Below are 23,377 nucleotides of genomic sequence, written 5' to 3' on the forward strand. Positions count from 1 at the left end.
ATTGGACGCACGCGCCGGGTCCCCACGTACTCGGCTAGCGTTGAGGCCGTGGATCTGCAGCAGCGCATCAATGACCGGGCCGGTGAGATTCTGCTTTTCGCCGTCACCCCGCCGAGAGTGACGACGGCGCCCGAGCGGGTGCAGCAGATCGCGGAGATCACGCTCGAGCGGATCCGGCCCCTCGATGTCGACGGGCTGATCCTCTACGACATCGACGACGAGTCCGACCGCAACCCCGAGGAGCGGCCGTTCCCGTTCGTACGCACCCTCGACCCCGCCGACTTCCTCGAGCGCAACCTCGCCGGTCTCGACGTGCCGGCCGTCGTCTACCGGGCCACCGGCAAGTACGACGAGCCGACGCTGCGCGACTGGGTCAAGACCCAGGACCCGGCCAAGGCGCTCTCGGTCTTCGTCGGTGCCTCCTCGGGTGAGAAGCGCGTCGCCACCAGCCTGCGCCGCGCCCAGGAGATCCGGAACCAGACCAACCCCGAGCTGCTCCTAGGCGCTGTCGCGATCCCCGAGCGCCACACGGCCAAAGGCGACGAGCACCTGCGGCTGATCGCCAAGCAGGAGGCCGGCTGCTCCTACTTCGTCACCCAGGTCGTCTACGACGTCAACGCCGCCAAGAACCTCGTCTCCGACTACCGCTACGAGTGCGAGACCCGCGGCCTGGCGCCGGTCCCGATCGTGTTCACCTTCTCCGTGTGCGGCTCGATGAAGACCCTCGAGTTCCTCCGCTGGCTCGGCGTCGACGTACCGCGCTGGATCGAGAACGAGCTGCGCCACGCCACCGACACCCTCGACGCCTCGCTCGAGCAGGCCGAGGCGACGGCCATCGAGCTGATGTCCTTCTGCCGCCAGCTCGGGGTGCCGTTCGGCATCAACATCGAGTCGGTCTCGATCCGCAAGGTCGAGATCGAGGCGTCCGTACGTCTCGCCGAGCGGCTCCGGGGGAAGCTCGCGCGCTGAGGTCGGCGTGTTCCTCCATCAAGGTATGCAGACGAAGGAACACATCCCGTGCGGAACTCCGCGAGGGATGTGTTCCTTGACCTGCATACCTTGACGAAGGGACCGCTACAGCCCCGTACGCATCCCCCACAGCTCCGGGAACAGGATGATGTCGAGCTGCTTGCGCAGGTAGGAGACACCGCTGGTCCCGCCGGTGCCGACCTTGAACCCGATGATCCGCTCGACGGTGGTCACGTGCCGGAACCGCCAGACCCGGAAGGCGGTCTCCAGGTCGGTGAGCTCCTCGCCGAGCTCGTAGAGGTCCCAGTGCTTCTCCGGGTCGCGGTAGACCTCGCCCCAGGCCGCCTCGACGGCGTCGGAGGCGGCGTACTCGTGCTTCCAGTCCCTGTCGAGATGGTCGGCCGGGATGTCGAAGCCGCGCCGGGCCAGCAGTCGTAGCGACTCGTCGTAGAGCGAGGGCCGACCGTACGCCGCCAGCACGTCCTGCTCGTGCGGCCGTCCCTCGTGCACGCGGAGCGTGTAGGCGGCCTTGTTGCCGAGCGCGAACTCGATGCAGCGGTACTGCCACGACTGGAAGCCCGAGCCGGTGGCCAGGTAGGGGCGGAACTTGTCGTACTCGGTCGGGGTCAGCGTCGAGAGGACGTCCCAGGCGTGCACGAGCTGCTCCATGATCCTTGAGACCCGGGCCAGCCCCTTGAACGCCGGGCGTACCGCGTCCTCGGCGAGGAGTCGCTGCGCCTCGGTCAGCTCGTGCAGCGCGAGCTTCATCCACAGCTCCATCGCCTGGTGCTGCACGATGAAGAGCATCTCGTTGTGGTCGCCCGAGAGCGGGTGCTGCGCGCCGAGCACCTCCGGCAGGTGGAGGTAGTCGGAGTAGTCCATCGGAAGGTCCTGCGTGCTGCTCATGTGACTGCTCCTCGGGTCCAGAAGCGCTCGTCGCGCCATTCGTCGTTGTCCATCACCGAGACCAGGTGGTCGACGGCATCCCAGACGTCGACGTAGCGGGTGTAGAGCGGGGTGACGCCGAAGCGCAGGATGTCGGGCTGTGTTGAATCCTTGGGCCCGGCTCGGAAGTCGCCGACCACTCCGCGCTCGATGAGCGCCTGCACGATCGCGTACGCACCTTCGCCGATGCTCAGCGAGAGCTGGCTGCCGCGCTGCGCGTCGTCCAGCGGGGACTCGATCGTGAAGCCGGGAAGCCGAGAGGCGACGAGGTCGGCGAAGAGCCGGGTCAGAGCCAGCGACTTCTCCCGGAGCGCCTCGAGACCGCCGTACGCCTCGGCGGCCAGCAGCGTGTCGACCCCGCACTCCAGGGCGGAGATGCCGATGACGGCGGGGGTGCCGGACAGGTAGCGCGAGACCCCCTCCGCGGGCCGGTAGCCCGGCGACATCTCGAAGGGTGCCGCGTGGCCCATCCAGCCCGACAGCGGCTGCTCGAAGCGGTCGACGTGGCGGGGGTTGACCCACAGGAAGGCGGGCGAGCCGGGGCCGCCGTTGAGGAACTTGTAGCCGCAGCCGATCGCGAAGTCGGCATCGGCGCCACGGAGGTCGACCGGCACCGCGCCGGCCGAGTGGCACAGGTCCCAGACCGCGAGCACACCGTGCTCGTGGGCGGCTGCTGTCACCGAGGCCATCGAGTGCAGGTAGCCGGTGCGGTAGTTGACCTCGGTCAGCATCAGCACCGCGGTCCGGTCGAGCAGCCCCTCGATCTCGTCGGGCGAGTCGACCAGCACCAGCTCGTAGCCACGCTCGCGGCACAGCGAGGAGGCGATGTAGAGGTCGGTCGGGAAGTTGCTGCGCTCGCTGACCACGACCCGGCGCTCGGGTGAGTCGACGGCCGCGATCGAGAGCGCCGAGGCGAGCACCTTGTAGACGTTGAGGGAGGTCGAGTCGGCGACCACGACCTCGCCGTCACCTGCGCCGACGAGCCGGGCGATCTTGTCGCCGACGCGCTGGGGGAGGGTGATCCAGGAGGCGGTGTTCCAGGACTCGATCAGCCCCTGACCCCACTCCTGGGTGACCACCTCGGCCACCCGTCCGGCGGTGGCGCGGGGGAGCGCGCCGAGCGAGTTGCCGTCGAGGTAGATCGTCTTCTCGGGCAGGTCGAAGAGGTCCCGCAGCGGAGCGAGCGGGTCGGCCTGATCGAGTGCGACAGCGTCGTCGCGGTTCATTCGGCACCTTCCTGGGTGGTGATCGCCCTGAGCACGGCCCGCACGGGCGCGGCGTCGGCGGTGGTGAGCTTGAGGGGGAGCGCGATCAGCTCGTAGTCGCCCGCGGGCACTTCGTCGAGCAGCAGGTTCTCCAGGATGCGTACGTCATGACGATGGGTCGCGAAGTGGGCTGGCAGATCCTTGGAGGAGGACGGATCCAGGCTGGCCGCGTCGGTGCCGACCAGCCGCACCCCGTGGGCGGCGAGCAGGTCGATCAGCGCGGGGTCCAGCGCACAGAACGAGTCGTCCCAGGTCGTCGGCTGGGAGGCGTACGTCCGGAACAGCACGCGCGACGGAAGGTCGGTGAGGTCGATGTCGCCGATGTCGTCGACGGTGACCAGCGGACGCACCCCCGACACGTCGACCACACGGCACGGACCGAGGAACGGCTCCAGCGGCATCTCCCCGGCCGACGTGCCGCCGTCGGTGAAGTGCAGCGGGGCGTCCGCGTGTGCGCCGACATGCGCCGAGACCGAGATCTCGGCGACGTTGACCGGGCACCCGGGGCCGATCCGGAACGTCCAGTCGACCTCGGTCGCGTGGTCGCCGGGAAAGACCGGCGAGTCGACGTGAACGGGTGGTGAGATGTCCCACAGTTGCGCCATGTTCCGCAGCCTAGACGACCCGATTTTCCGTCGACTCGGCGAGTCGTGACCGATCATCCCGCCGAGTCGGCGCATCGTGACCGATCATCCCGCCGAGTCGGCTCGTCATGACGAGCCGACTCGGCGCGGGAGTTGGTGAGGACGAGCCGACTCGGCGCTTCAGGCGGTGAAGAACTCCGCCGCCACCGGGGCCAACGCCGACGCCTTGACCATGTGGTCCTGCCCGTCGAGGACGACGTAGCGGCCCTCGGGAACGGCCTTGGCGATGGCCTGCTGGGCATTGGTCATGTAGGTCGGGCTCTTGCTGCCCGCCACCGACAGCACGGGCACCGACACGTTCTTGAAGTAGCCGCCCGGCAGGGGCAGACCCTGCTGGAACGGCACGCACATGCCCAGGTCGTAGACGAGCGTGTGGGCGATCGGGGTGAGCTTCTTGAAAGCCGGGGTGAGACGCATGATCTTGACCGCGACCAGCGGCATGCCGACCACGCGCATGAACCGCTCGACCGCGGCGGCCCGCTTGCCCTTCTCCACCAGGGCCTCGACCTGCTGCGCCAGGTCGGCGTCGTTGGGGCGGTGGGTGTCGTCGAGGATGAGCGGCGCCTCGTAGGCGACGATCTTGTCGATCGGCAGCCCGGCCCGCGCGGCCTCCAGAGCGAGGAACGCGCCGGAGCTCAGGCCCAGCAGTTGGGCGTGCCCGCCGGCCGCCTCGATCACCGCGCCCAGGTCGGCGACCTCCTGCTCGACCGCCTCCATGGTGCCCGCGGCCGCCGGCTTGGCGATGTTGCTGTCGCCGCGGCCGCGACGGTCGTAGCGGTAGACGGTGAACCGGTCCGAGAACGCGTCGGCCAGCTCCTTCGACGGCCCGAAGCCGCGGTAGCACATGGCCCCGTCGACCAGGACGAGCGCCGGGCCGGTGCCGACGACGTCGTAGGCGATCGTGGTGCCGTCGGCGGAGGTGGTGGTTGTGGTCATGGTTCACTCCTCGAAAGATCCGGTTGATACTTACCCGTCGGACGAGACCTCGTCGCTTCGACACGCGGCCGCACGTCTCTCGAGAAGCTCCTGTTCCCCGACGTTGGTGGTCAACGAGGCCGCCTCGTCGAACGCCGCCGCGGCCTCGAGGTGCCGCCCGGCGCGGTGCAGCAGGTCACCACGTACGCCGGCAGGCAGATGCGACCCAGGAAGGGCTCCCTCGGGGAGTGCCGCCAGGATGGCCAGCCCGGCCTCGGGACCGAAGGCACGCCCGTGCGCCACCGCCCGGTTGACCTCGATGACGGGACCCGGGACGCCGGTCGCGAGCATGTCGTAGAGGCGCGCGATCTCGGCCCAGTCGGTCTCCTCGGCCCGCCGGGCGCGGCCGTGGCACGCGGCGATCATCGCCTGCACCAGATAGCTCCCGCCGGGGGTGCCGGCGGAGGCGAGCGCTGTCGCCCGGTCGACCGCGGCCAGGCCGCGCCGCAGCAGCAGTTGGTCCCAGCGGGTCCGGTCCTGGTCCTCGAGCAGCACCGGGTGACCCTCGGCGTCGGCCCGTGCCGCGAGCCGCGACCCCTGGATCTCCAGCAGCCCCTGCAGCGCCTGCGCGTCGGGATCGCCCGGGGCGTGCGCGGCCAGCATGCGGGCCAGCCGCATCCCCTCCAGGCACAGCTCGGGCCGGGTCCACGACGGTCCCGACGTCGCCGCGTAGCCCTCGTTGAAGACCAGGTAGATCGTCTGCATCACATCGCGCAGACGAGCCGCCCGCTCCGCACCCACCGGCAGCTCGAACGAGGCCCCGACCTCCGCCAGGGTGCGCTTCGCCCGTGAGATCCGCTGGCCGACGGCCGACTCCTTGGCGAAGTAGGCCCGGGCGATCTCGGCGGTCGTCAGACCGCCCACCAGCCGCAGCGTCAGCACGGTGCGGGAGTCGGGAGCCAGCACCGGATGGCAGGAGAGGAACATCAGCCGCAGCACATCGTCCTCGATGTGATCGACCGCGGCAGCCAGGTCAGGCATCTCACCCTCCTCCAGTTCGTGGCCCAGCAGGGCGACCTTGCGGCGCAGCACGTCGTCACGGCGGAACCCGTCGATCGCGCGCCGCTTCGCGATCGACATCAACCAGGCGCCGGGGTTGCGAGGGATGCCCTCGTGCGGCCACTGCTCCAGGGCCGCGACGAGGGCATCCTGGGCGAGGTCCTCGGCCAGGTCGAGGTCGTGCGTCATCCGCGCCAGGCCGGCGAGAAGGCGTACGGACTCGTTGCGCCAGACCGCGACGATCGCGTCCTCGGTGGGAGAGCTCATTCAGCAGGGGTCGGCGGACCGAACAGCGGCCGCATCTCCACCGCCACGTCCTGCCCCGGCCAGAGCTCCTCGTGGAGCTGGATCATCCGGCGGCCGAGCTCGATGGCCTCGTCGGTCGAGCGGACCTCGAAGAGCGAGAACCCACCGGCGACCTCCTTGGCCTCCGCGAAAGGCCCGTCCACGTGGGTCACCTCTCCGGCGGTCAGCCGGATCTCCACCGCGGGACCGAGCCCGTCGGCATCGAGCAGGATGCCGTCGGCGTACTGCTGCTTGATCTCGGCCTCCACCGCCTCGATCAGCGCGGCCGGCGGCGGCCCGGCCTCGGGGGCCATCTTCACGAACATCATGTAGCGCATCTGCGTCTCCTTGCGTGTCGGCGTCGCGTCCGTTGCGCGTCGTCGCCTACGCGTCGAGGAGAGCCTGCCGCTTTCGACACGCCTGCACCAGAGATTTCGGTACGTGTCGCCCTAGGACGCCTTCGACTTCTTGGTCTTCTTCTCCTCGGCCTCCTCGGGGACCTCCTCGCCGCGCGACTTCTTGGCCGCGGCGACCGAGCGCTGCAGGGCTGCGAGCAGGTCGACGACCTCGCCCGAGGTCTTGGTGGAGGTGGGGGTCCGCTCGACCTCGCCGCCCTCGATCTTGGCCTTCACCATCTCCTCGACGGCATCGGCGTAGTCGTCGGAGAACTCCTCGGGATGGAAGTCGCCCGCGAGCGTCTCGACGAGCATGTTGGCCATCTTGATCTCGGAGTCCTTGATCTCGCCGGCCTCGACCTTGAAGTCGGGCACCCGGATCTCGTCGGGCCACATCATCGTCTGCAGCACGATCACGTCACCGTTGTCGGTCGGCCGCACCCGCAGCGCCGCGACCGTGGTGCGCTGCCGCAGCGCGACGGTCACCAGCGCCACCCGGTCGGCATCGAGCAGCGCCTGGCGCAGCAGCGCGTAGGGCTTGACCCCGGTGTTCTCCGGCTCCAGGTAGTAGCTCTTCTCGAAGAGCATCGGGTCGATCTGGTCGCTCGGCACGAACTTCTCCACCGCGATCTCGCGCGAGGATGTCGTCGGCAGGTTGGCGAAGTCGTCGTCGGTGAGCACGACCATCTCGCCGTCCTCGGTCTCATAGCCCTTCGCGATCTCGGAGTAGGGCACCTCCTCGCCGTCGATCGAGCAGATCCGCTGATAGCGGATCCGGCCACCGTCGGACTGGTGCACCTGACGGAAGGAGACGTCGTGGGACTCCGTCGCCGAATAGAGCTTCACAGGCACGCTGACCAGCCCGAACGACACCGCGCCCTTCCAGATCGCCCGCATGCTGAACTCCCTCCGCAACGGCAACAACGTCCCCAGTATCTGTCGGATTCTCCGATACCGGTACCCCATTCGCCCGCGACAGACCCGTGACGCCGATCTGCATGAACCGTGCACATGTCTGAATCTGACCTGTCGATTCCCGATAAGGGCCGTCATTTCGGCACATGTGTGCGAATCTCGCCTCTCTCGCGTTCAGCGTCGGCTTGTAGAAGGAGACCGTCCATGGAGCTCCGTGCTCGGACCATCTGGCTCATCGGTATCGGGTCGCTCCTCGCCTTCGTCGCCATGATGGTCGGGATCGCGGTCGCGATCTCCTGGGAGATCGCTCCGAGGGTGTACTCGGTCGACCCGGCCGTGGAGCAGCAGGTGATGAAGGACCTCGAGCCCTGGTCGGACCGGTGGCGGGTCGAGTCGGAGGGACTCATCGAGGGCGATGAGTACGTGCCCAGCCGAATGGAAGCCGTTCTGGCCAGAGGATCGGGTGACGATCAGGTACGTCTCGAGCTGACCACCGAAGGGTGGGAGTACGGTGCGGTGCTGACCCTGCCGCATGCCCGGAAGGCGTGCAGGGTGGACGTCGACTGGCCGTGAGGAGCGAGCCGGATCTGCCCGGCACAACGCCTCGGTGGAGGCAAGATGGACGCATGCGCCCCATGCTCGCCACCCCTGGCACCCACGTTCCGCCGGGGGAGGAGTGGGTCCACGAGGTCAAGTGGGACGGCATCCGACTCGTCGGAGAATCGGAGCAAGGACGTACGCAGACCCGGCTCGCCACGCGCAACGGCAACGACGCCACCCCCGCCTGGCCCGAGATCGCGACCGGGCCGACCCGCGACATCGTCGTCGACGGCGAGGTGATCGCGCTCAACGACGCCGGCCTGCCCGACTTCCGGGTGCTGATGGACCGGATGCACAACCGCGACGTCCGCCGGGCGGCGCGGTTCGCGGAACGGATCCCGGCGACGTACATGGTCTTCGACCTTCTCCGTCTCGACGGACAGGTGCTCATCGAGAAGCCGTGGACCGAACGGCGCCAGATCCTGGAGGGTCTCCACGAGAGCGGTGAGCTGGCGAGCTGGCAGGTGCCTCCGACGTACGACGACGGCCGGATGCTCCACGACGTCACCCGCGACCAGGGGCTGGAGGGGATCGTCTCGAAGCGGCGCACCAGTCGCTACCGGCCCGGTGAGCGGAGCAAGGAGTGGGTGAAGCTGCCCCATCGCTACCGGGCCTCGCTCGTGGTCGGCGGCTGGCGGCCGGAGGTGGGCACCGAGGGTGGGACCGAGCGTCTGGGCGCAGTGCTCGTCGGTCAGCCGACACCCGACGGGCTGATCTACCGGGGGCGAGTCGGCAGCGGCATCACCGGCAAGCGGGCGCAGCGACTCGGGGGGCTGCTCCGCGAGACCGGACGAAGCCCGTTTGCCGGGCCCGATGTCGACCCTGACGGGGGAGTGCCGGCCGTGGACGCCAAGGGAACCCACTGGGTCGAGCCGCTCCTCGTCGTCGAGGTGGAGACCCACGGCAGCGCCGTCGCGGCGGCGAGCTACAAGGGCCGGCTGCGGCAGCCGAGCTTCATCGGCATTCGCGAGGACATCGAGCCGGAGGATCTGTGATGGTCGAACGAGAAGAGGTACGCGTCGAGGTCGACGGCCGGGTGCTGACCCTGACCAGCCTCAGCAAGGTGCTCTATCCGCGCACGGGCATGACGAAGGGCGAGGTGCTCAACTACTACGCCCAGGTCGCGCCGGCGCTGCTCTCGCAGCTCCAGGACCGCGCCGTGACGAGGATCCGCTGGCCGCACGGCATCGGCGACATGTCGTTCTTCGAAAAGAACGCACCGGCCGGCACGCCCAGCTGGGTACGCACCGTCACCGTGCCGACCACAGGCTCTCGAACCGCGGACCACAAGGAGGGAACACTCACCTTTCCGATCCTGGACAGCCTCGCCGCACTCACCTGGGCCGCGAACCTCTCCGCGCTGGAGCTGCACGTCCATCAGTGGACGGTGGCCGAGGACGGCACCCCGGCCGGTGCGAACCGGATCGTGATCGACCTCGACCCGGGCGAGCCCGCCGGCCTGCAGGAGTGCTGCGAGGTGGCGCTGCTGGTGCGCGAGGCGCTGGGTGCCCGTGACCTCGCCGCGACGCCGGTGCTCAGCGGGAGCAAGGGTCTGCACCTGTACGCCGCCCTGCCGGAACCCGTCGAACCGGAGGTCGCCACGGCGCTGGCCAAGGAGATCGCCGAGGACCTTCAGAAGGCCCACCCGAGCAAGGTGACCGCGACGATGACCAAGAGTCGCAGGTCAGGCAAGGTTTTCCTGGACTGGTCGCAGAACTCGGGATCGAAGACGACGATCTGTCCCTACTCGCTGCGGGGCAAGGAGATCCCCACGGTCGCGGCCCCGGTGACCTGGCACGAGGTCACGGAGGGGGCCGAGGATCCGCTCGGTATCGACCAGCTCGGACCTAACAATGTGATCACGCGCTTATCTGAAAGGGGGGATCTCTTCACAAGCCCTACGGGGCTGTAACTATTGTTCTCTTCATGTCGAACTCCGTGCTTGTCGTAGAAGACCAAGAGGACATCGCTGCTCCCCTGGTGCGCACGCTCCAGCGTGAGGGTTATGACGTCACCTGGGTCGACTCCGGCAAGAAGGCGCTGGAGCTGCTGGCGCCTCCGTACGACGCCGAGCTGGTGCTGCTCGACCTGGGCCTCCCGGACATGGACGGGCTCGAGGTCTGCAAGGCCGCGCGCGACAACGGCTACGAGGGCGGGATCATGATCCTGACCGCCCGCGACGCCGAGATCGACCTGGTCGTCGGTCTCGACGCCGGTGCCGACGACTACCTGGCCAAGCCGTTCGCGCTGGCCGTCCTCCAGGCGCGGGTCCGCGCCCTCCTGCGCCGCTCGGGTCCGGTCGAGCCCGGCGCCGACGACGACGCCCTGCGCATCGACGTGGCTGCCCACCGGGTCTACGCCGGTGAGCGTGAGGTGACCCTGACCGGCAAGGAGTTCGCGCTCCTGGCCGTCCTGGCCGCCTCCCGCGACAAGGTCGTCTCCCGCGACCGGCTGATGGCCGAGGTCTGGGACGAGAACTGGTACGGCTCGACCAAGACGCTCGACGTCACCGTCGGGCGCCTGCGTCAGAAGCTCGAGGCGGCCGGTGTGCAGGAGAAGGTCGTCGCGGTCCGCGGCGTCGGTTTCCGGCTCGAAGCAGCGGAGTAAACGCAAGTTCGACACGGCGTCACACGCGTGTTCAGTGCGTGAGATGTTTCACAAACGACGGCAAAGTCACGCGTGAATACGGGAGTTGTGCTCGAGATTCGGCCGTTCGGGCTTTGATCCGGCTTGGTTGGCATGTCACCTTGGTTGGGCTGTGCACAACGCACGACCGGCCCCGGTACACGCCGAATCCTGTCCCTCCGGACGCCGGCCCCGACTACTGAACCCCCTTTACCCTCACACTCAGCAGTACGTATGGGACAGGAGCGGGGGACCCAAGTTCCACGCGACTAACTCGGACGGTCGCTTGGGGTGAAGCCATCGCAGGATGGCCGGGCAACCTTCTAGCCCGAACCCGACAGCTCACCTCGCAGGCGTGGGAAGGAACTCACGCATGTCCAAGTCCGTATCTCATCCTGCCCATCGAGGCGCGCCCCGGCCGTTCCGGTCGCCGAACGTCTCGATCGCCCGGACGATCGCAGGATCCCTCAGAGCCCACGGCAAGTTCGTCGGTCGTGTCACCCTCGCCAGCGGCATCGCCGCCGGTGCCCTGGTGGCGGTGCCCGCCGCCAACGCCGCCCCGGTCTCCCACGAGACCACCACCGTCGAGCCGGCCAAGGTGGTGGAGGCTCCGACCCTGGAGGCCTCGGCCACCCCCACGGCGATGCTCACCGACATCAAGCAGCTCGAGAGGGCTGTCGAGGTGCAGGAGCGCAAGGCCGAGGCCGCCCGCAAGGCCGCCGAGGCGAAGCGCAAGGCAGCGATCGCCGCCAAGAAGGCCGCCGAGGCGAAGAAGAAGGCCGAGGCTGAGGCGAAGGCCTACGCCGCCAGCCGGCAGGGCAAGATCGATCGGGCGATCAGCGTCGCCAGCGAGCAGATCGGCGACCCGTACGTCTGGGGTGCCACCGGTCCGAGCTCGTTCGACTGCTCCGGCCTGACGCAGTACGCCTTCAGCGCCGCCGGCATCGAGCTTCCCCGGGTCTCGCGGGACCAGGCCGCTTCGCTGCCGACGGTCCCGAACGACCAGATCCAGCGCGGCGACCTGATGTTCTGGGGCAGCCCCGTCTACCACGTGGGTATCTTCCTGCGCTGGGAGAACGGCCAGGCGATCATGCTGCACGCCCCCAAGCCGGGCGCCAGCGTTCGCGAGGAGGCTGCCTGGGACGGCTGGTTCGCCGGCTCGACCCACCAGGCCTGACCCCTTCCCCCTCCCCGTCTCGGGGCCCGTTTCGGCGGGCACACCCCCACACATCCCCCTGGCGCTCGCCCTCCGGTTCCCCATGCCGGAGGGCGAGCGCATATGTGGGGCCGGCGAATCGGTGCAGCACCACGCGTCAAGTAACCTGTAAGACGTGGCAGGCCCCGAATTCGACACCGAGATCAAGCAGCTCCAGGCAACGATGCAGACCATCGGCCAGGTGCTGGACCTGGACGCGATGCGCAAGGAGATCGCCGACCTCGGCGAGCAGGTCGCCGCGCCCGACCTCTGGGACGATCAGGACAACGCCACCCGCGTCACCGGCCGTCTCTCCCTGCTGCAGGGCGAGCTCAACAAGTTCACCGAGCTCAACACCCGCATCGAAGACCTCGGCCTGATGGTCGAGATGGCCCAGGAGGAGGGCGACGCCGACTCGCTCGCCGAGTCCGAGGCCGAGCTGGGCCGGGTGAAGAAGGCTGTCGAGAGCCTGGAGATCCGCACCCTGCTCTCGGGGGAGTACGACGCCCGCGAGGCCCTGGTCACGATCCGCTCCGGCGCCGGTGGCGTCGACGCCGCGGACTTCGCCGAGATGCTGATGCGGATGTACGTCCGCTGGGCCGAGCGCAACAAATACCCGGTGGAGGTCTTCGACACCTCCTACGCCGAGGAGGCCGGGATCAAGTCCGCCACCTTCGCGATCCACGCTCCCTACGCCTACGGCACTCTCTCGGTCGAGGCCGGCACCCACCGCCTGGTGCGGATCAGCCCGTTCGACAACCAGGGTCGCCGCCAGACCTCCTTCGCCGCGGTCGAGGTCGTGCCCGTGCTGGAGCAGACCGACGAGATCGAGCTCGACGAGAACGACATCAAGGTCGACGTCTACCGTTCCTCGGGCCCCGGTGGCCAGTCGGTCAACACCACCGACTCGGCGGTCCGGCTGACCCACATCCCCACCGGCACCGTGGTCTCCTGCCAGAACGAGAAGTCGCAGCTGCAGAACAAGGCCGCCGCCATGATCGTCCTCAAGGCCAAGCTGCTCGCGCTGAAGAAGGCCGAGGAGGAGGCGCACCTCAAGGAGCTCAAGGGCGACGTCGCCGCCTCCTGGGGCGACCAGATGCGCAACTACGTCCTCAACCCCTACCAGATCGTCAAGGACCTGCGTACGACCTTCGAGGTCGGCAACCCGCAGGCGGTCTTCGATGGCGACATCGACGGGTTCCTCGAGGCCGGCATCCGGTGGCGCCGTGGCGCCGAGAAGGCCGAACAGAACTGACCTGATGGTTGCGCTGACGCGCACCAGGCTTCCACTCCCGGGCCGCGGGGCGGCGTACGTCTATGACGCCTACGGCCCCGAGGACGGGGTGCCGATGGTGCTGTTGCACGAGCTCGGAGGCAGTGCGAAGAGGTGGCAGGGTGTGGTGCCGCCGTTCGCGGTCGATCACCGGGTGCATGCCTTCGACATGCGTGGGCACGGGGACTCGGACTGGGCCGCGGAGTACTCCCACCGGCTCATCGCTGACGACGTCATCGCGGCGATGGACGCGCTCGGGATCTCGGGCGCCGTGGTCGTCGGGCACTCGACCGGCGGCAACGTCGCCCTCCTGGTCGCGATGCACCGCCCCGACCTGGTCTCCCGGCTGATCATCGAGGACGTGGTGCCACCCGCGCCGCGCGAGCGCAGGTCGCCCGGGCGCGCAGCCAGGCCGATGCCCCACGACTGGGAGTGCATCGCGTCCCTGCTGGTCGAGGCGACGATGTACGACGCGTGGATGTGGGAGCAGCTCGAGCTGCTGCCGATGCCGACCCTGATCGTGGCCGGTGGCGGCAACAGCCACATCCCGCAGTCGGACCTGGAGAAGGTCGCCCAGCGGATCCCTGCGGCAGACCTCGTCCATTTCGACGTCGGTCACTTCGTGCATCGCAACCAGCCCGCCGAGTTCGCCGACACCGTCCTGGCCTGGCTCGCGTCGCGGGTGGGATCCCCATCCCTAAGGACCCCACCCGCTCTCGCCGACCGGCTCTGCTCTGACTCAGTGCCCGCGGCGGCGCGCGCCGCCCGGTGAGGTGCCTACCCGACCCGAGCGACTAAGTCGATTAAAGCACTCGACTTTGGGCTGATGCAAATGCTTCTCAGGCGGAGGCTGCGGTGGCGGTCACCAGGCACCAGCGGGAGGCGCGCTTCTGGACCGTCGCGGGCGCCTCACCGGCCTTGCCGGTGAGCTCGCAGGAGAGCCAGGCATCGCCGAAGAGGCCGCTGTAGACCACCTTCGTCTGCTTCTTCGCGTCGGTGCAGGTGAGGGCGACCGACGGTTTCCCGTACGCAGGGGTCGACGCGGCCTTGCAGCCCTTGGGCACGCTCTTGGTCATCTGTGTGGCCCAGTCCAGGGTGACCGGCGGGGCGAAGACCCAGGCCCGGGCCGAGGTGGCCGAGCCCTCCGGCCCGGTCCAGATGCAGCCGTACTCCTGGGAGACGTCGTTGACCTCGCCCGAGATGGCGGTCTGGTCGCCGTCGCCGTAGGCCTTCTTCTCGGCGGCAGTGCCGCCGAGGGCCTCGGTCGCGTCCTCGGCCGGGACGCGGTCGCAGAACGCGCCGCGGCGTACCTGCATCGTGGTGGTGTCCGCGGTGCTGAGATCGCCCTTCACCTCGGCGACCTCGGGCTCGTCGTCTTTCAGGGTGAGTACGCCGACCCCGACCGCGACCGCGGTGAGGACTACGGCACCGATGAGGATCCGGACTGCAGAGCGCACGCCGTCAGAGTACAGGGGCAGGTATCTCCGAGCCGAAGTGCTGAGCCCACCACCGTTGCACTACCCTCGGTGCGGTGATCCGCTTCGAGAAGGTCAGCAAGGCCTACCCAGGGCAGGCGCGACCCGCCCTCAACAGCCTTTCGATCGACATCCAGAAGGGGGAGTTCGTCTTCCTCGTGGGCCAATCGGGCTCGGGGAAGTCGACGGCGCTCAAGCTGATGCTGCGTGAGCAGCGCCCGACCACCGGCCGGGTCTACGTCGCCGGCAAGGAGATCAACCGGCTCGCCGGCTGGAAGGTGCCGCGGCTGCGCCGCCAGGTCGGCACGATCTTCCAGGACTTCCGCCTCCTGGCCAACAAGAACGTCGCCGAGAACGTCGCGTTCGCGATGCAGGTCACCGGTCACTCCAACCGCGAGATCCGGGAGCGCGTCCCGGAGACGCTCGAGCTGGTCGGTCTCGACGGCAAGGGCGACCGGATGCCCGACGAGCTCTCCGGCGGTGAGCAGCAGCGGGTGGCCGTCGCCCGCGCGTTCATCAACCGGCCGATGATCCTGATCGCCGACGAGCCGACCGGTAACCTCGACCCCGGCAACACCGTCGGCATCATGCGCCTGCTCGACCGGATCAACCGGTCCGGCACCACGATCGTGATGGCGACCCACGACGTCCAGATGGTCGACCAGATGCGCAAGCGCGTCATCGAGCTCGAGCACGGCCACCTCGTACGCGACCAGGTCCAGGGCGGCTACGGCGCTCAGTTCTGAGCCCCGGACCCCCTCACCTTCGACCAGGTTCTACAACCCAGAAAAGGTTCCTCGACCCGCCATGCAGCTGCGCTATGTATTCACCGAGCTTCGCCAGGGGCTACGCCGCAACCTGTCGATGCACGTCGCGGTGGCCCTGACCCTGCTCGTCTCGCTCACCCTCGCCGGCGTCGGCCTGCTGCTGCGTGAGCAGGCCCAGCTGACCGAGGAGGTCTGGGGCGACGAGCTGCAGATCACCTTCTACATGTGCAACGGCGCCAACGACCGCAACCCGCAGTGCGCCGGGGCCGTCGACGACAGCCAGAAGAAGGTCATCACCGACGCCCTCGACGACAACAGGTACGTCGACAAGATCGAGGAGGAGAGCCAGGAGCAGGCCTACGAGCGGCTGCAGGCTCTCGACGTCGAAGGCGTCAGCGGTCCCGACCCGGTGGTGAAGTCCAGCGACATGTGGGAGTCCTACTGGGTCACGATGACCGACCCGCACCACTCCGCCGAGATCATCGAGGCGGTCGCCGGCCTGGACGGCATCGACCACGTCGGCGACGTCCACGAGGTCACCGGGCCCATCCTCGCCGCCGTCGACGGGCTGCAGAGCGCGGCACTGGTCGGCGCGATCGTGCTGGTGATCGCGGCGCTGCTGCTGGTCGCCAACACCATTCGGCTGGCGGCCTTCGCCCGCCGTCGTGAGATCGGGATCATGCGACTGGTGGGTGCCTCGACCCTCTACATCGCGCTGCCGTTCCTCCTGGAGTCGCTCGTGGTGGCCCTGGTCGGGATCGGGCTGTCCGGGATCGCGCTGGCCGCGGTGATGTACTTCGGCGTCGAGCAGCGGCTCTCCTCGACCGCGGTGACCCAGTGGGTCGGCTGGGAGGAGTTCTTCAGCTCCTTCGCGATCGTCGCGATCCTCGGCATCCTGCTCACGCTCGTCCCGACACTCCTGCTCACCCGCAAATACATCAAGGTCTGACCCGGATCCCCTACCGTCAGAGCCGTGCACGTCTTCCCCCGTGCCGGTTCGCTTGCCGCTGCGCTCAGCTGCGCCGTGGTGGCTGCCGTGCTGCTCTCGCCCACCCTTCCCTCCTCCGCCGACGAGAAGGACCGCCTCGAGCAGGAGCAGCGTGAGGTCCAGCAGGACCAGAAGGCCGCGGCCGAGGATCTGGAGCACTCCAGCGCCGGCCTGCGCAAGGCGTCGGCGGCGTACGCCGCGGCGCAGAAGAGACTCGACCAGGCCCAGACCCGTCTCGACGAGCTCAACACCAGGCTCGCCGAGGCGCAGGCGGCCCACGCCGAGCTCGAGGCCGAGCTCGCCGAGCAGAAGCTGCTGCTCGCCGAGGCGAAGCGGGAGCTCGCCGCGGGCAAGGCCGAGGTGAAGGCGCAGCGCGAGGAGATGCGCGACGCGATCCTGACCCGGTTCACCGGGGGAGACCCGCGGCTCGCCCAGGCGGCGGCCCTGCTCTCCGGAGGCTCCCTCGAGGACCTGATGCGCCAGCAGACGTACGTCGACGCGGCCTCCGCGGGCCAGGACGCCACCCTCCAGCGGATGGAGGCGACCGAGACGATGCTCGTCGTCCGCGAGGGCGAGGTGCAGGAGGCGACCGACGCGATCGCCGCCAAGGAGAAGAAGGCCCGGGAGCTGGTCGCCGAGGTCGACTCGCTCCGCGACCAGGCCGCCGCCGCCCACGCCGAGATGTCCACGCTGGCCGCCCAGGCAGCCACCGCGAAGCGGTCGGCCGAGTCGGCCAGGGCCGCGGACGCCGCCGAGCTGCGCGAGCTCGAGGCCCAGGAGTCGGCGCTGCGTACGAAGATCCGGTCGCTCGCCTCGGCAGGCTCCGGCACCGACCGCAACGTCGGCTCGGTCGGCGGGCTCTTCGGGCCGCCGGTGACCGACACCTACGTCACCTCGCCCTACGGCATCCGCAAGCACCCGATCTACGGCTACGTCTCGCTGCACAACGGCACCGACTTCCACGCGCCCTGTGGCCGCCCGCTGCTCGCGGTCGACTCGGGGCAGATCATCTCGACCTCGTACTCCAGCGTGTGGGGAAACCGCCTGCACCTCTATCTCGGCAAGGTCAACGGGCACTCCTACACCGCCGTCTACAACCACATCTCGAGCTACGCGAGGACCTCGGGATCCGTCGGGCGCGGTGAGACCGTGGCGTACGCCGGGACCACCGGCTGGTCCACGGGCTGCCACCTGCACTTCACGATCCTGCGTGACGGCACTCCGGTCGACCCGGCACCGCTGCTGGGCTGATCTCGGCGTCGGTCGAGTCGCCCTGCCGGGTTGACGCGGGAGCCCGTGGGGGTATCGTCTCCTGCTCGTCCGGTCATCCCCCACTGCCACCGGAGGCAATCCGTTGCACCCCGCGCGACTCGGCGCCACCCGTCTGAGCCGTCCCTTCCTCGCGCTGCTCATCGGCTGCGTGCTCGCCGGGACCCTGATCACCCCGCTCGCCCGAGCCGACGACTCGCTCGAGGACCAGCAGGAGCAGATCGAGAAGGAGAAGGAGGCGGCCGAGAACGCCGTCGAGCACTCCAGCGACGCCCTGCAGCGAGCCACCGCCACCCTCGCCACCGCCCAGAAGAAGCTGGCCGGCGCCCGGAATCGGCTCGAGAAGACCGACGTACGCCTGCGGGCCGCCGCCCGCGCGCACCGACGTGCCGAGGCGTCCCTGGAGCGGCAGCGGGCGGTGCTCGAGGCGGCGCGTACGGATCTCCGGACCGCCCGGAAGCGGGCGACCGAGTCGCGAGAGGACCTGCGCGACACGATCCTGGAGGAGTTCACCGCCGTCGGTGACCCACGGCTGGAGGAGTTCTCGGCGCTGCTCGAGGGAGCGACGCTGGAGGAGCTCATGCGACGGCGCAACTACACCGACGCGGTGACCTCCTCGAAGGCCAGCACCCTGGAGCGGCTCGAGGCCGGGGAGCGGCTGGTCGCCCGTCGCGAGCGCGGCCAGCGCAGGGCCACCGCCGCCGTCGCGGCGACCGAGCGGACCGCCGCCCAGAAGGTCGCGGAGGTCAAGCGTCTCCGGGCCCGTGCGACCGAGGCCCGCGACGAGATCGCCGCGCTCGTGACCCGGACCGCCGCCGCGAAGAAGAAGGCTGCCGCCCTGGCGGAGGAGGACCGCAAGGTCCTCGCCGAGCTGGAGAAGCAGGACGCGGCGATCGAGGAGAAGATCGCCGCGCTCGCCGAGGGCGCCCAGAACCGGACCGTCGACACGCTCGTCGGCATGCTGGAGATGCCGGTCGCCGACTCCTACGTGACCTCGCCCTACGGGATGCGGACCCACCCGACCACGGGTGAGTACAAGCTGCACGACGGCGTCGACCTGCACGCCCCCTGTGGCACGCCGCTGCTGGCCGCCGAGTCGGGCACGGTCATCGCGCAGGAGTGGAACGACGCGTACGGGAACCGTCTGCACCTCTTCCTGGGCAAGATCAACGGGCACTCCTACACGGCCATCTACAACCACCTCTCGGCCTACCGCAGCGAGGTCGACGACACCGTCGCACGTGGCGACGTCATCGGGCTCGCCGGCACCACCGGCTGGTCCACCGGGTGCCATCTGCACTTCATGATCCTGAAGGACGGCGAGATCATCGACCCGATGCCTCTGCTGGGTCTGTGACTCGGGCGCTAAACGTTTCGCGGTCATGACCGTGCGCCTGAGAGAATGGTGGAATGGCGAAGGAGCAGGGGCGCAAGATGATCGCGCAGAACAAGAAGGCGCGACACGACTACCACATCGAGGACACCTACGAGGCCGGCATGGTCCTGCAGGGCACCGAGGTGAAGTCGCTGCGTGAGGGTCGCGCCTCCCTGGTCGACGGCTTCGTCGACATCGACCGTGGCGAGGCCTGGATCCACGGGATCCACATCCCCGAATACCTCAACGGCACCTGGACCAACCACGCCGCCCGCCGCAAGCGCAAGCTGCTCCTGCACCGCGCCGAGATCGACAAGATCGAGCGCAAGGTCTCCGAGAAGGGCCTCACCGTCGTCCCCCTCGCCCTCTACTTCCTCAACGGTCGCGCCAAGGTCGAGATCGGCGTCGCCAAGGGCAAGAAGTCGTGGGACAAGCGCAACACCATCGCCGAGCGTACGGCCAAGCGGGAGGCCGAGGTCGAGGTCGGTCGCAAGCTCAAGGGCATGACCGGATAACCGAGTGGGGAATGCCCGCCTGGGGCTGTAGTGTTCTCTTACTGCCTGCACCACGGGCATTGACAATTCAAAAGGGGCTGATCGGTTTCGACTTGGGACGTTGCTCCCAGGGGAAGCGGGTCGAGGAGCCAGCGTCATCTCGTAAACGATCGCTGGAAACCAATAACTGCCAACGCTAAGCGCAGTTCCTTCGCTCTCGCCGCCTGACGCGGTGATCGAAGCGTCTGACCGAGTATCCGTCTTCGGCTCGGACCCAGGCGTCATCTAGAAGACTCCACCTCATGCACATGCCGACGGGGCATGAGGGACATCTAGTCGGCTGAGCCTGTCGGGGACGTGTCTGCGTCGAGCCCCGGGGATGAGAGAACGCCACCCACAGACTGCACCCGGAGAAGACCTGGCACGGCGCTCGAGGACCGGGGTTCGATTCCCCGCAGCTCCACTCGATCGAGGGCGACGTGTGCTCGCGGAAACGCGAGCCACGTCGCTCTCGTCATTTGTCCGCGCTTCGCGCGGAGGCGGGGGCTTCGCCACCCGCACCCCTTTGTCCGTGTTCGCCGCTGGTGTGTGCCGCGTCCTGGTGGGGAATAGGCGTACGTGGCTGGTGCCTGTGCGGCGCGGGGGATGTCGCGCGCACCCCTAGGAGGGCTGGTCATGCTGGGTGTGACTGAGGCTCCTAGGGGGATGCGGTGGTCTCGCTCCCTTGGGTCCGTATCGCTGGCGGCGGGTGCCGAGGCAGGTTCCCGCCATGGCGGGGAAGTGACGCGTTGGGAGCGAGGGGCAGCCCCCAGTTTCCCGCCATGGCGGGAAAATGCACGGTGGTTGCTCACGAGACCCGGTAACGGCATCAGCTGACCGAGGACGGAAGACTTCCTGTTGTTCATCTCCCTCGCGAGATGACTTCTCTTGCGTGCGCGATAGGGTTGTGAGGCGTACGTCACATGGAGGTAAGGATGTTCGAGGAAGGACAGCTCTACTCACCCGTCACCGTGGGCGAGGATGGGCAGGTCGAGGTGCATCTGGGGGACAACCACCCCGGGTTCGCAGACCAGGACTACCGGGCACGTCGGAGCGAGATCGCTGCCGCGGCGCTGGGTTGGAAGCCGGGGGAGACGGTGCCCCGGATCGACTACACCGAGACGGAGAACGAGATCTGGCGCACGGTGTGCCGCGAGATCGCACCGCTGCACGCGAAGTACGCCTGCCGCAACTTCATCGCGGCCGTGGAGGCCCTCAACCTCCCGCAGGACCGGGTGCCACAGCTCGACGAGGTCAGCGCCGGCCTGAAGCCGCTGACCGGGTTCGAGTACGTCCCGGCCGCAGGGATCGTCCCGCTGGAGGAGTTCTACGGGAGCCTGGCCGACGGGCAGTTCCACTCGACGCAGTATCTGCGTCACCACGCCGTGCCGCTCTACACCCCTGAGCCCGACATCATCCACGAGGTGATCGGCCACGGGAACCTCCTCGCCGACCCTCAGGTCGCCGAGGTCAAGCGCCTCGCCGGCGCCGCCGCGCGTCGCGTCGAGACCAGGGAGGCGCTCCAGGTCGTGGCCGACGTCTTCTGGTTCACGATCGAGTTCGGCGTGCTCCACGAGGACGGTGACATCAAGGCTTACGGTGCCGGGCTGCTCTCCTCCTACGGCGAGATCGAGGAGATGCACGAGGTCGAGGTGCGGCCGATCGACTTCGCCCAGATGGCGACGGTCGACTACGACATCACCCACTACCAGCCGGTGCTCTTCGCCGCGGAGTCGTTCAGCCACATGGTCGACGAGGTCGGAAACTTCTTCGCGACCTGCGACGACGACACGCCACAGCGTCTCGGCGCCGTCTAGGCCGATTCGGCCCGGTCCGAGGCGTTAGCCTCGGAAGATGGACGACGGCTACCGCAACCGCGCGCTGGAGGTGGCGCTCGCCGCCGCCGACGCCGACGCGGTCGGAGCCGCGCTGCGTACGGGGCAGGTTGTCGTTCCCCAGCTCGACGAGGCCCGGATCAGGGTCTTTCCCGGGGATCGCGGCAACCGGCCACCGTACGAGGCGATGCTCTTCTCCTCCCAGGAGGCGCTGGAGACCTTCCTCGCCGAGGACACCCGCCGGCGCGCGCAGCTGCGCAACGCCGACGCGCTGCGTGAGTTCCTCACCGCCAACATCGAGGAGATCGCGTACGTCACCTTCGACCCGGCCGGGCCGAACCGGTACCGGGCGGGCATCAAGGACGTGCTCAAGACGCTCGGCCCCAAGCCGCACGTCGACCTGCGGCTGCCGAAGGCGCAGGAGTGGTACGTCGTCGACATGTCCGACGAGGACGTACGCGACTACCAGCTCGCCGACCTGGCCGCCAAGGTCCTTCCGAAGGTGCAGCGGTCCAGGGTCGAGCAGCCCGACTGGACACGGTGGATGGCTGCCGCCAAGGACGCGGCCGCCCAGCAGAACGCGGCGTTCCTGGCCTACTGGATGCAGCGAGTCGGACGGCGCCCGGCCGGGCTGGCGGTCGCGCTGAGCCGGCCGGCTCCGTTCGGCATGGTGCGGCACCCGCTGCAGGCCGAGACCACGACGGTGGGGGAGCGGTGGGTGGCCTCGCCCGACCGGCTCTACGAGTCGCGGCTGATCTACTCGTTCCCACACCCCGACCTCGCCGACCTGGCGCTGCCGACCGTCGACCTCGTGATCGCGACGCTGTCGTGGGGAGATGAGTCGTGAACTGCGTCTTTTGTGACGTCGTCGCCGGCGACGTGGCGGCGGAGGTGGTCTTCGAGGACGAGGGCTTCCTGGCCTTCCTCGACCATCGCCCGGTGCAGAAGGGCCACATCCTGATGGTGCCCAGGCAGCATCTGGATACCCTGCTCGATCTCCCTCCTGACCTGCACGGACGCTTCGTCGTGAACGCCCAGCACCTGGCCGCCGCGGTCGTGGACGGGCTCGGTGCCCAGGGCAGCTTCGTGGCGGTCAACAACGTGGTCAGCCAGTCCGTCCCCCACCTGCACCTGCACGTCGTCCCCCGCACCCGCGGCGACGGCCTCAAGGGCTTCTTCTGGCCCCGCCACAAGTACGGCGAGGGTGAGCAGAAGGAGTACGCCGACCGGTTGCGCGCGGTCCTTGGCTGACTGGTGTGGGCGGTGAGGTTGTGGGACGATCGCGCGCCGCGACCCGTGCCCGACCATCGGAGGAGATCGACGTGCCTGGGCTGACCACCAACCCGCGTCCGGTGGCGTTCGCGGACATCGATCCCCGGATCGTTGGGCTGGCTTGAGATGCGGCCAGGCTGCATCCGCGCCCCGGCGGCCCGACTGTGCTCGAGAGCTCGGTCGGCGGGCCGATGCTGTGGCCTGCCGATGAGCCTTGGCCGCTGTGTCCCGGCGACCATGCACTCGACCAGGACGGCCCGGACCCGCTCCCGCTCATCGCGGGTGTCCAGGTGTATCTGCGCGATGCTCCGTCCCTTCCGCACCCGCCCGGCGTCGACCTGCCTCAGATGATGTGGTGTCCGACGCTCGGGATCGAAGCGGACGACCATACGGCGGACGGGCATCTCCAGGTGTTCTGGCGGCCGATCGAGGACGAGGGGAAGACCTCCTACGACGACCGGCGACTCAGCCAGTTGGCCGCGGATCTGGACATCGGCCGCGGGTACGCCCTGCAGACCTACTACTGCACTGCAGACTGGACCCATCCGATCGCGCGCTACATGCAGTGACTGGTGGGCCGCCGCTGAGATCACCCGCTATGACGGAGGGTCCGACCTTGTGAAGCATTCACAAGGTCGGACCCTCCGTCATAGCGGGCGGCGAGGTCGATGCCGAGCGGCGGGCACCGAACCGAGTTCACCGAGGCGTACGGCTTCGGCCATCGAGGGGTCGGGGTGATGTCGGCGGAGGTCGATTCACTCGAGGTCAGTCGTCATCC

Annotated in this window: 25 protein-coding genes, 1 other RNA gene and 1 riboswitch; of the genes, 18 read left to right on the forward strand and 8 right to left on the reverse strand. The window is 68.8% G+C overall.

Going from position 1 to position 23,377, the window contains the following annotated elements; all coding sequences use genetic code 11:
- The first annotated feature begins 48 nt into the window (after nucleotides 1–48).
- The gene (locus BLT25_RS18795; protein WP_091049094.1) at nucleotides 49–969 is read left to right on the forward strand and encodes a methylenetetrahydrofolate reductase; all 921 of its coding nucleotides are present in this window, start codon (nucleotides 49–51) and stop codon (nucleotides 967–969) included.
- A gap of 105 nt (nucleotides 970–1,074) precedes the next feature.
- On the opposite strand, the gene kynA is transcribed toward BLT25_RS18795, so the two are convergent.
- The 7 genes from kynA to BLT25_RS18830 form a co-directional block, all read right to left on the reverse strand.
- Complete coding sequence (gene kynA / locus BLT25_RS18800) at nucleotides 1,075–1,875, reverse strand: tryptophan 2,3-dioxygenase (RefSeq protein ID WP_091049096.1); 801 nt, start codon at nucleotides 1,873–1,875, stop codon at nucleotides 1,075–1,077.
- Complete coding sequence (kynU, locus tag BLT25_RS18805; protein WP_091049099.1) at nucleotides 1,872–3,140, reverse strand: kynureninase; 1,269 nt, start codon at nucleotides 3,138–3,140, stop codon at nucleotides 1,872–1,874. Before kynU ends, kynA begins: the two co-directional genes overlap by 4 nt.
- A complete protein-coding gene (kynB, locus tag BLT25_RS18810; RefSeq protein ID WP_091049101.1) occupies nucleotides 3,137–3,784 on the reverse strand; it encodes an arylformamidase in 648 nt (215 codons plus the stop codon). The genes kynU and kynB overlap by 4 nt, the downstream gene beginning before the upstream one ends.
- Nucleotides 3,785–3,943: 159 nt before the next feature.
- Complete coding sequence (locus tag BLT25_RS18815; RefSeq protein WP_091049103.1) at nucleotides 3,944–4,759, reverse strand: alpha/beta fold hydrolase; 816 nt, start codon at nucleotides 4,757–4,759, stop codon at nucleotides 3,944–3,946.
- Between the two features lie 30 nt (nucleotides 4,760–4,789).
- Nucleotides 4,790–6,064 (reverse strand): RNA polymerase sigma factor, encoded by a 1,275-nt coding sequence (locus BLT25_RS18820; RefSeq protein WP_091049106.1) that lies wholly within the window; start codon nucleotides 6,062–6,064, stop codon nucleotides 4,790–4,792.
- Complete coding sequence (locus BLT25_RS18825; protein WP_091049109.1) at nucleotides 6,061–6,420, reverse strand: YciI family protein; 360 nt, start codon at nucleotides 6,418–6,420, stop codon at nucleotides 6,061–6,063. Before BLT25_RS18825 ends, BLT25_RS18820 begins: the two co-directional genes overlap by 4 nt.
- Before the next feature lie 111 nt (nucleotides 6,421–6,531).
- Nucleotides 6,532–7,374, reverse strand: coding sequence for a non-homologous end joining protein Ku (locus BLT25_RS18830; protein WP_091049112.1), 843 nt, complete (start codon nucleotides 7,372–7,374; stop codon nucleotides 6,532–6,534).
- Nucleotides 7,375–7,596: 222 nt separating this feature from the next.
- Here BLT25_RS18830 and BLT25_RS18835 point away from each other — a divergent pair, with 222 nt between their 5' ends.
- The 7 genes from BLT25_RS18835 (at nucleotide 7,597) to BLT25_RS18865 (ending at nucleotide 13,857) form a co-directional block, all read left to right on the forward strand.
- Nucleotides 7,597–7,965, forward strand: a complete 369-nt coding sequence (locus tag BLT25_RS18835; protein ID WP_091049115.1) for a hypothetical protein — start codon at nucleotides 7,597–7,599, stop codon at nucleotides 7,963–7,965.
- A gap of 53 nt (nucleotides 7,966–8,018) precedes the next feature.
- The gene (locus BLT25_RS18840; protein WP_091049117.1) at nucleotides 8,019–8,987 is read left to right on the forward strand and encodes an ATP-dependent DNA ligase; all 969 of its coding nucleotides are present in this window, start codon (nucleotides 8,019–8,021) and stop codon (nucleotides 8,985–8,987) included.
- On the forward strand, nucleotides 8,987–9,904 hold the full coding sequence (ligD, locus tag BLT25_RS18845; RefSeq protein WP_091049120.1) for a non-homologous end-joining DNA ligase: 918 nt from the start codon (nucleotides 8,987–8,989) through the stop codon (nucleotides 9,902–9,904). Before BLT25_RS18840 ends, ligD begins: the two co-directional genes overlap by 1 nt.
- Nucleotides 9,905–9,918: 14 nt before the next feature.
- Nucleotides 9,919–10,599: a response regulator transcription factor gene (locus BLT25_RS18850; protein WP_176884042.1), complete on the forward strand. Its 681-nt coding sequence runs from the start codon at nucleotides 9,919–9,921 to the stop codon at nucleotides 10,597–10,599.
- A gap of 213 nt (nucleotides 10,600–10,812) precedes the next feature.
- Nucleotides 10,813–10,985, forward strand: a riboswitch (cyclic di-AMP (ydaO/yuaA leader).
- Between the two features lie 5 nt (nucleotides 10,986–10,990).
- Nucleotides 10,991–11,794, forward strand: a complete 804-nt coding sequence (locus BLT25_RS18855; RefSeq protein WP_176884044.1) for a C40 family peptidase — start codon at nucleotides 10,991–10,993, stop codon at nucleotides 11,792–11,794.
- Nucleotides 11,795–11,948: 154 nt separating this feature from the next.
- On the forward strand, nucleotides 11,949–13,067 hold the full coding sequence (gene prfB / locus BLT25_RS18860) for a peptide chain release factor 2 (RefSeq protein ID WP_091049124.1): 1,119 nt from the start codon (nucleotides 11,949–11,951) through the stop codon (nucleotides 13,065–13,067).
- Nucleotides 13,068–13,071: 4 nt separating this feature from the next.
- Nucleotides 13,072–13,857, forward strand: a complete 786-nt coding sequence (locus BLT25_RS18865) for an alpha/beta fold hydrolase (RefSeq protein ID WP_176884046.1) — start codon at nucleotides 13,072–13,074, stop codon at nucleotides 13,855–13,857.
- 67 nt (nucleotides 13,858–13,924) lie between these two features.
- On the opposite strand, the gene BLT25_RS18870 is transcribed toward BLT25_RS18865, so the two are convergent.
- Nucleotides 13,925–14,542 carry a hypothetical protein gene (locus BLT25_RS18870; protein ID WP_091049129.1) on the reverse strand — a complete coding sequence of 206 codons (618 nt, stop codon included), beginning with the start codon at nucleotides 14,540–14,542 and terminating at the stop codon, nucleotides 13,925–13,927.
- Between the two features lie 74 nt (nucleotides 14,543–14,616).
- Between BLT25_RS18870 and ftsE the strand changes: the two genes are divergently transcribed.
- From ftsE to BLT25_RS18920, 10 genes are all read left to right on the forward strand, one after another.
- The gene (gene ftsE / locus BLT25_RS18875) at nucleotides 14,617–15,306 is read left to right on the forward strand and encodes a cell division ATP-binding protein FtsE (RefSeq protein ID WP_008358693.1); all 690 of its coding nucleotides are present in this window, start codon (nucleotides 14,617–14,619) and stop codon (nucleotides 15,304–15,306) included.
- A gap of 61 nt (nucleotides 15,307–15,367) precedes the next feature.
- Nucleotides 15,368–16,276, forward strand: a complete 909-nt coding sequence (ftsX, locus tag BLT25_RS18880) for a permease-like cell division protein FtsX (RefSeq protein WP_091049131.1) — start codon at nucleotides 15,368–15,370, stop codon at nucleotides 16,274–16,276.
- A gap of 24 nt (nucleotides 16,277–16,300) precedes the next feature.
- Nucleotides 16,301–17,566: a murein hydrolase activator EnvC family protein gene (locus tag BLT25_RS18885; RefSeq protein ID WP_091049133.1), complete on the forward strand. Its 1,266-nt coding sequence runs from the start codon at nucleotides 16,301–16,303 to the stop codon at nucleotides 17,564–17,566.
- Nucleotides 17,567–17,669: 103 nt separating this feature from the next.
- Entirely contained in the window at nucleotides 17,670–18,941 is a 1,272-nt protein-coding gene (locus BLT25_RS18890) for a M23 family metallopeptidase (protein WP_091049136.1), read from the forward strand.
- Between the two features lie 53 nt (nucleotides 18,942–18,994).
- The gene (gene smpB, locus BLT25_RS18895) at nucleotides 18,995–19,474 is read left to right on the forward strand and encodes an SsrA-binding protein SmpB (protein ID WP_091049138.1); all 480 of its coding nucleotides are present in this window, start codon (nucleotides 18,995–18,997) and stop codon (nucleotides 19,472–19,474) included.
- Between the two features lie 73 nt (nucleotides 19,475–19,547).
- Nucleotides 19,548–19,919: a transfer-messenger RNA gene (ssrA, locus tag BLT25_RS18900) on the forward strand.
- Between the two features lie 508 nt (nucleotides 19,920–20,427).
- A complete protein-coding gene (locus tag BLT25_RS18905; RefSeq protein WP_176884048.1) occupies nucleotides 20,428–21,309 on the forward strand; it encodes a phenylalanine 4-monooxygenase in 882 nt (293 codons plus the stop codon).
- Between the two features lie 37 nt (nucleotides 21,310–21,346).
- On the forward strand, nucleotides 21,347–22,174 hold the full coding sequence (locus BLT25_RS18910; protein WP_091049143.1) for a hypothetical protein: 828 nt from the start codon (nucleotides 21,347–21,349) through the stop codon (nucleotides 22,172–22,174).
- Entirely contained in the window at nucleotides 22,171–22,578 is a 408-nt protein-coding gene (locus BLT25_RS18915; protein ID WP_091049145.1) for an HIT family protein, read from the forward strand. The genes BLT25_RS18910 and BLT25_RS18915 overlap by 4 nt, the downstream gene beginning before the upstream one ends.
- A 212-nt stretch (nucleotides 22,579–22,790) precedes the next feature.
- A complete protein-coding gene (locus tag BLT25_RS18920) occupies nucleotides 22,791–23,168 on the forward strand; it encodes a hypothetical protein (protein WP_143033792.1) in 378 nt (125 codons plus the stop codon).
- Nucleotides 23,169–23,377: the final 209 nt, after the last annotated feature.

It is taken from the genome of Nocardioides sp. YR527 (assembly GCF_900101045.1).
Classification (GTDB): domain Bacteria; phylum Actinomycetota; class Actinomycetes; order Propionibacteriales; family Nocardioidaceae; genus Nocardioides.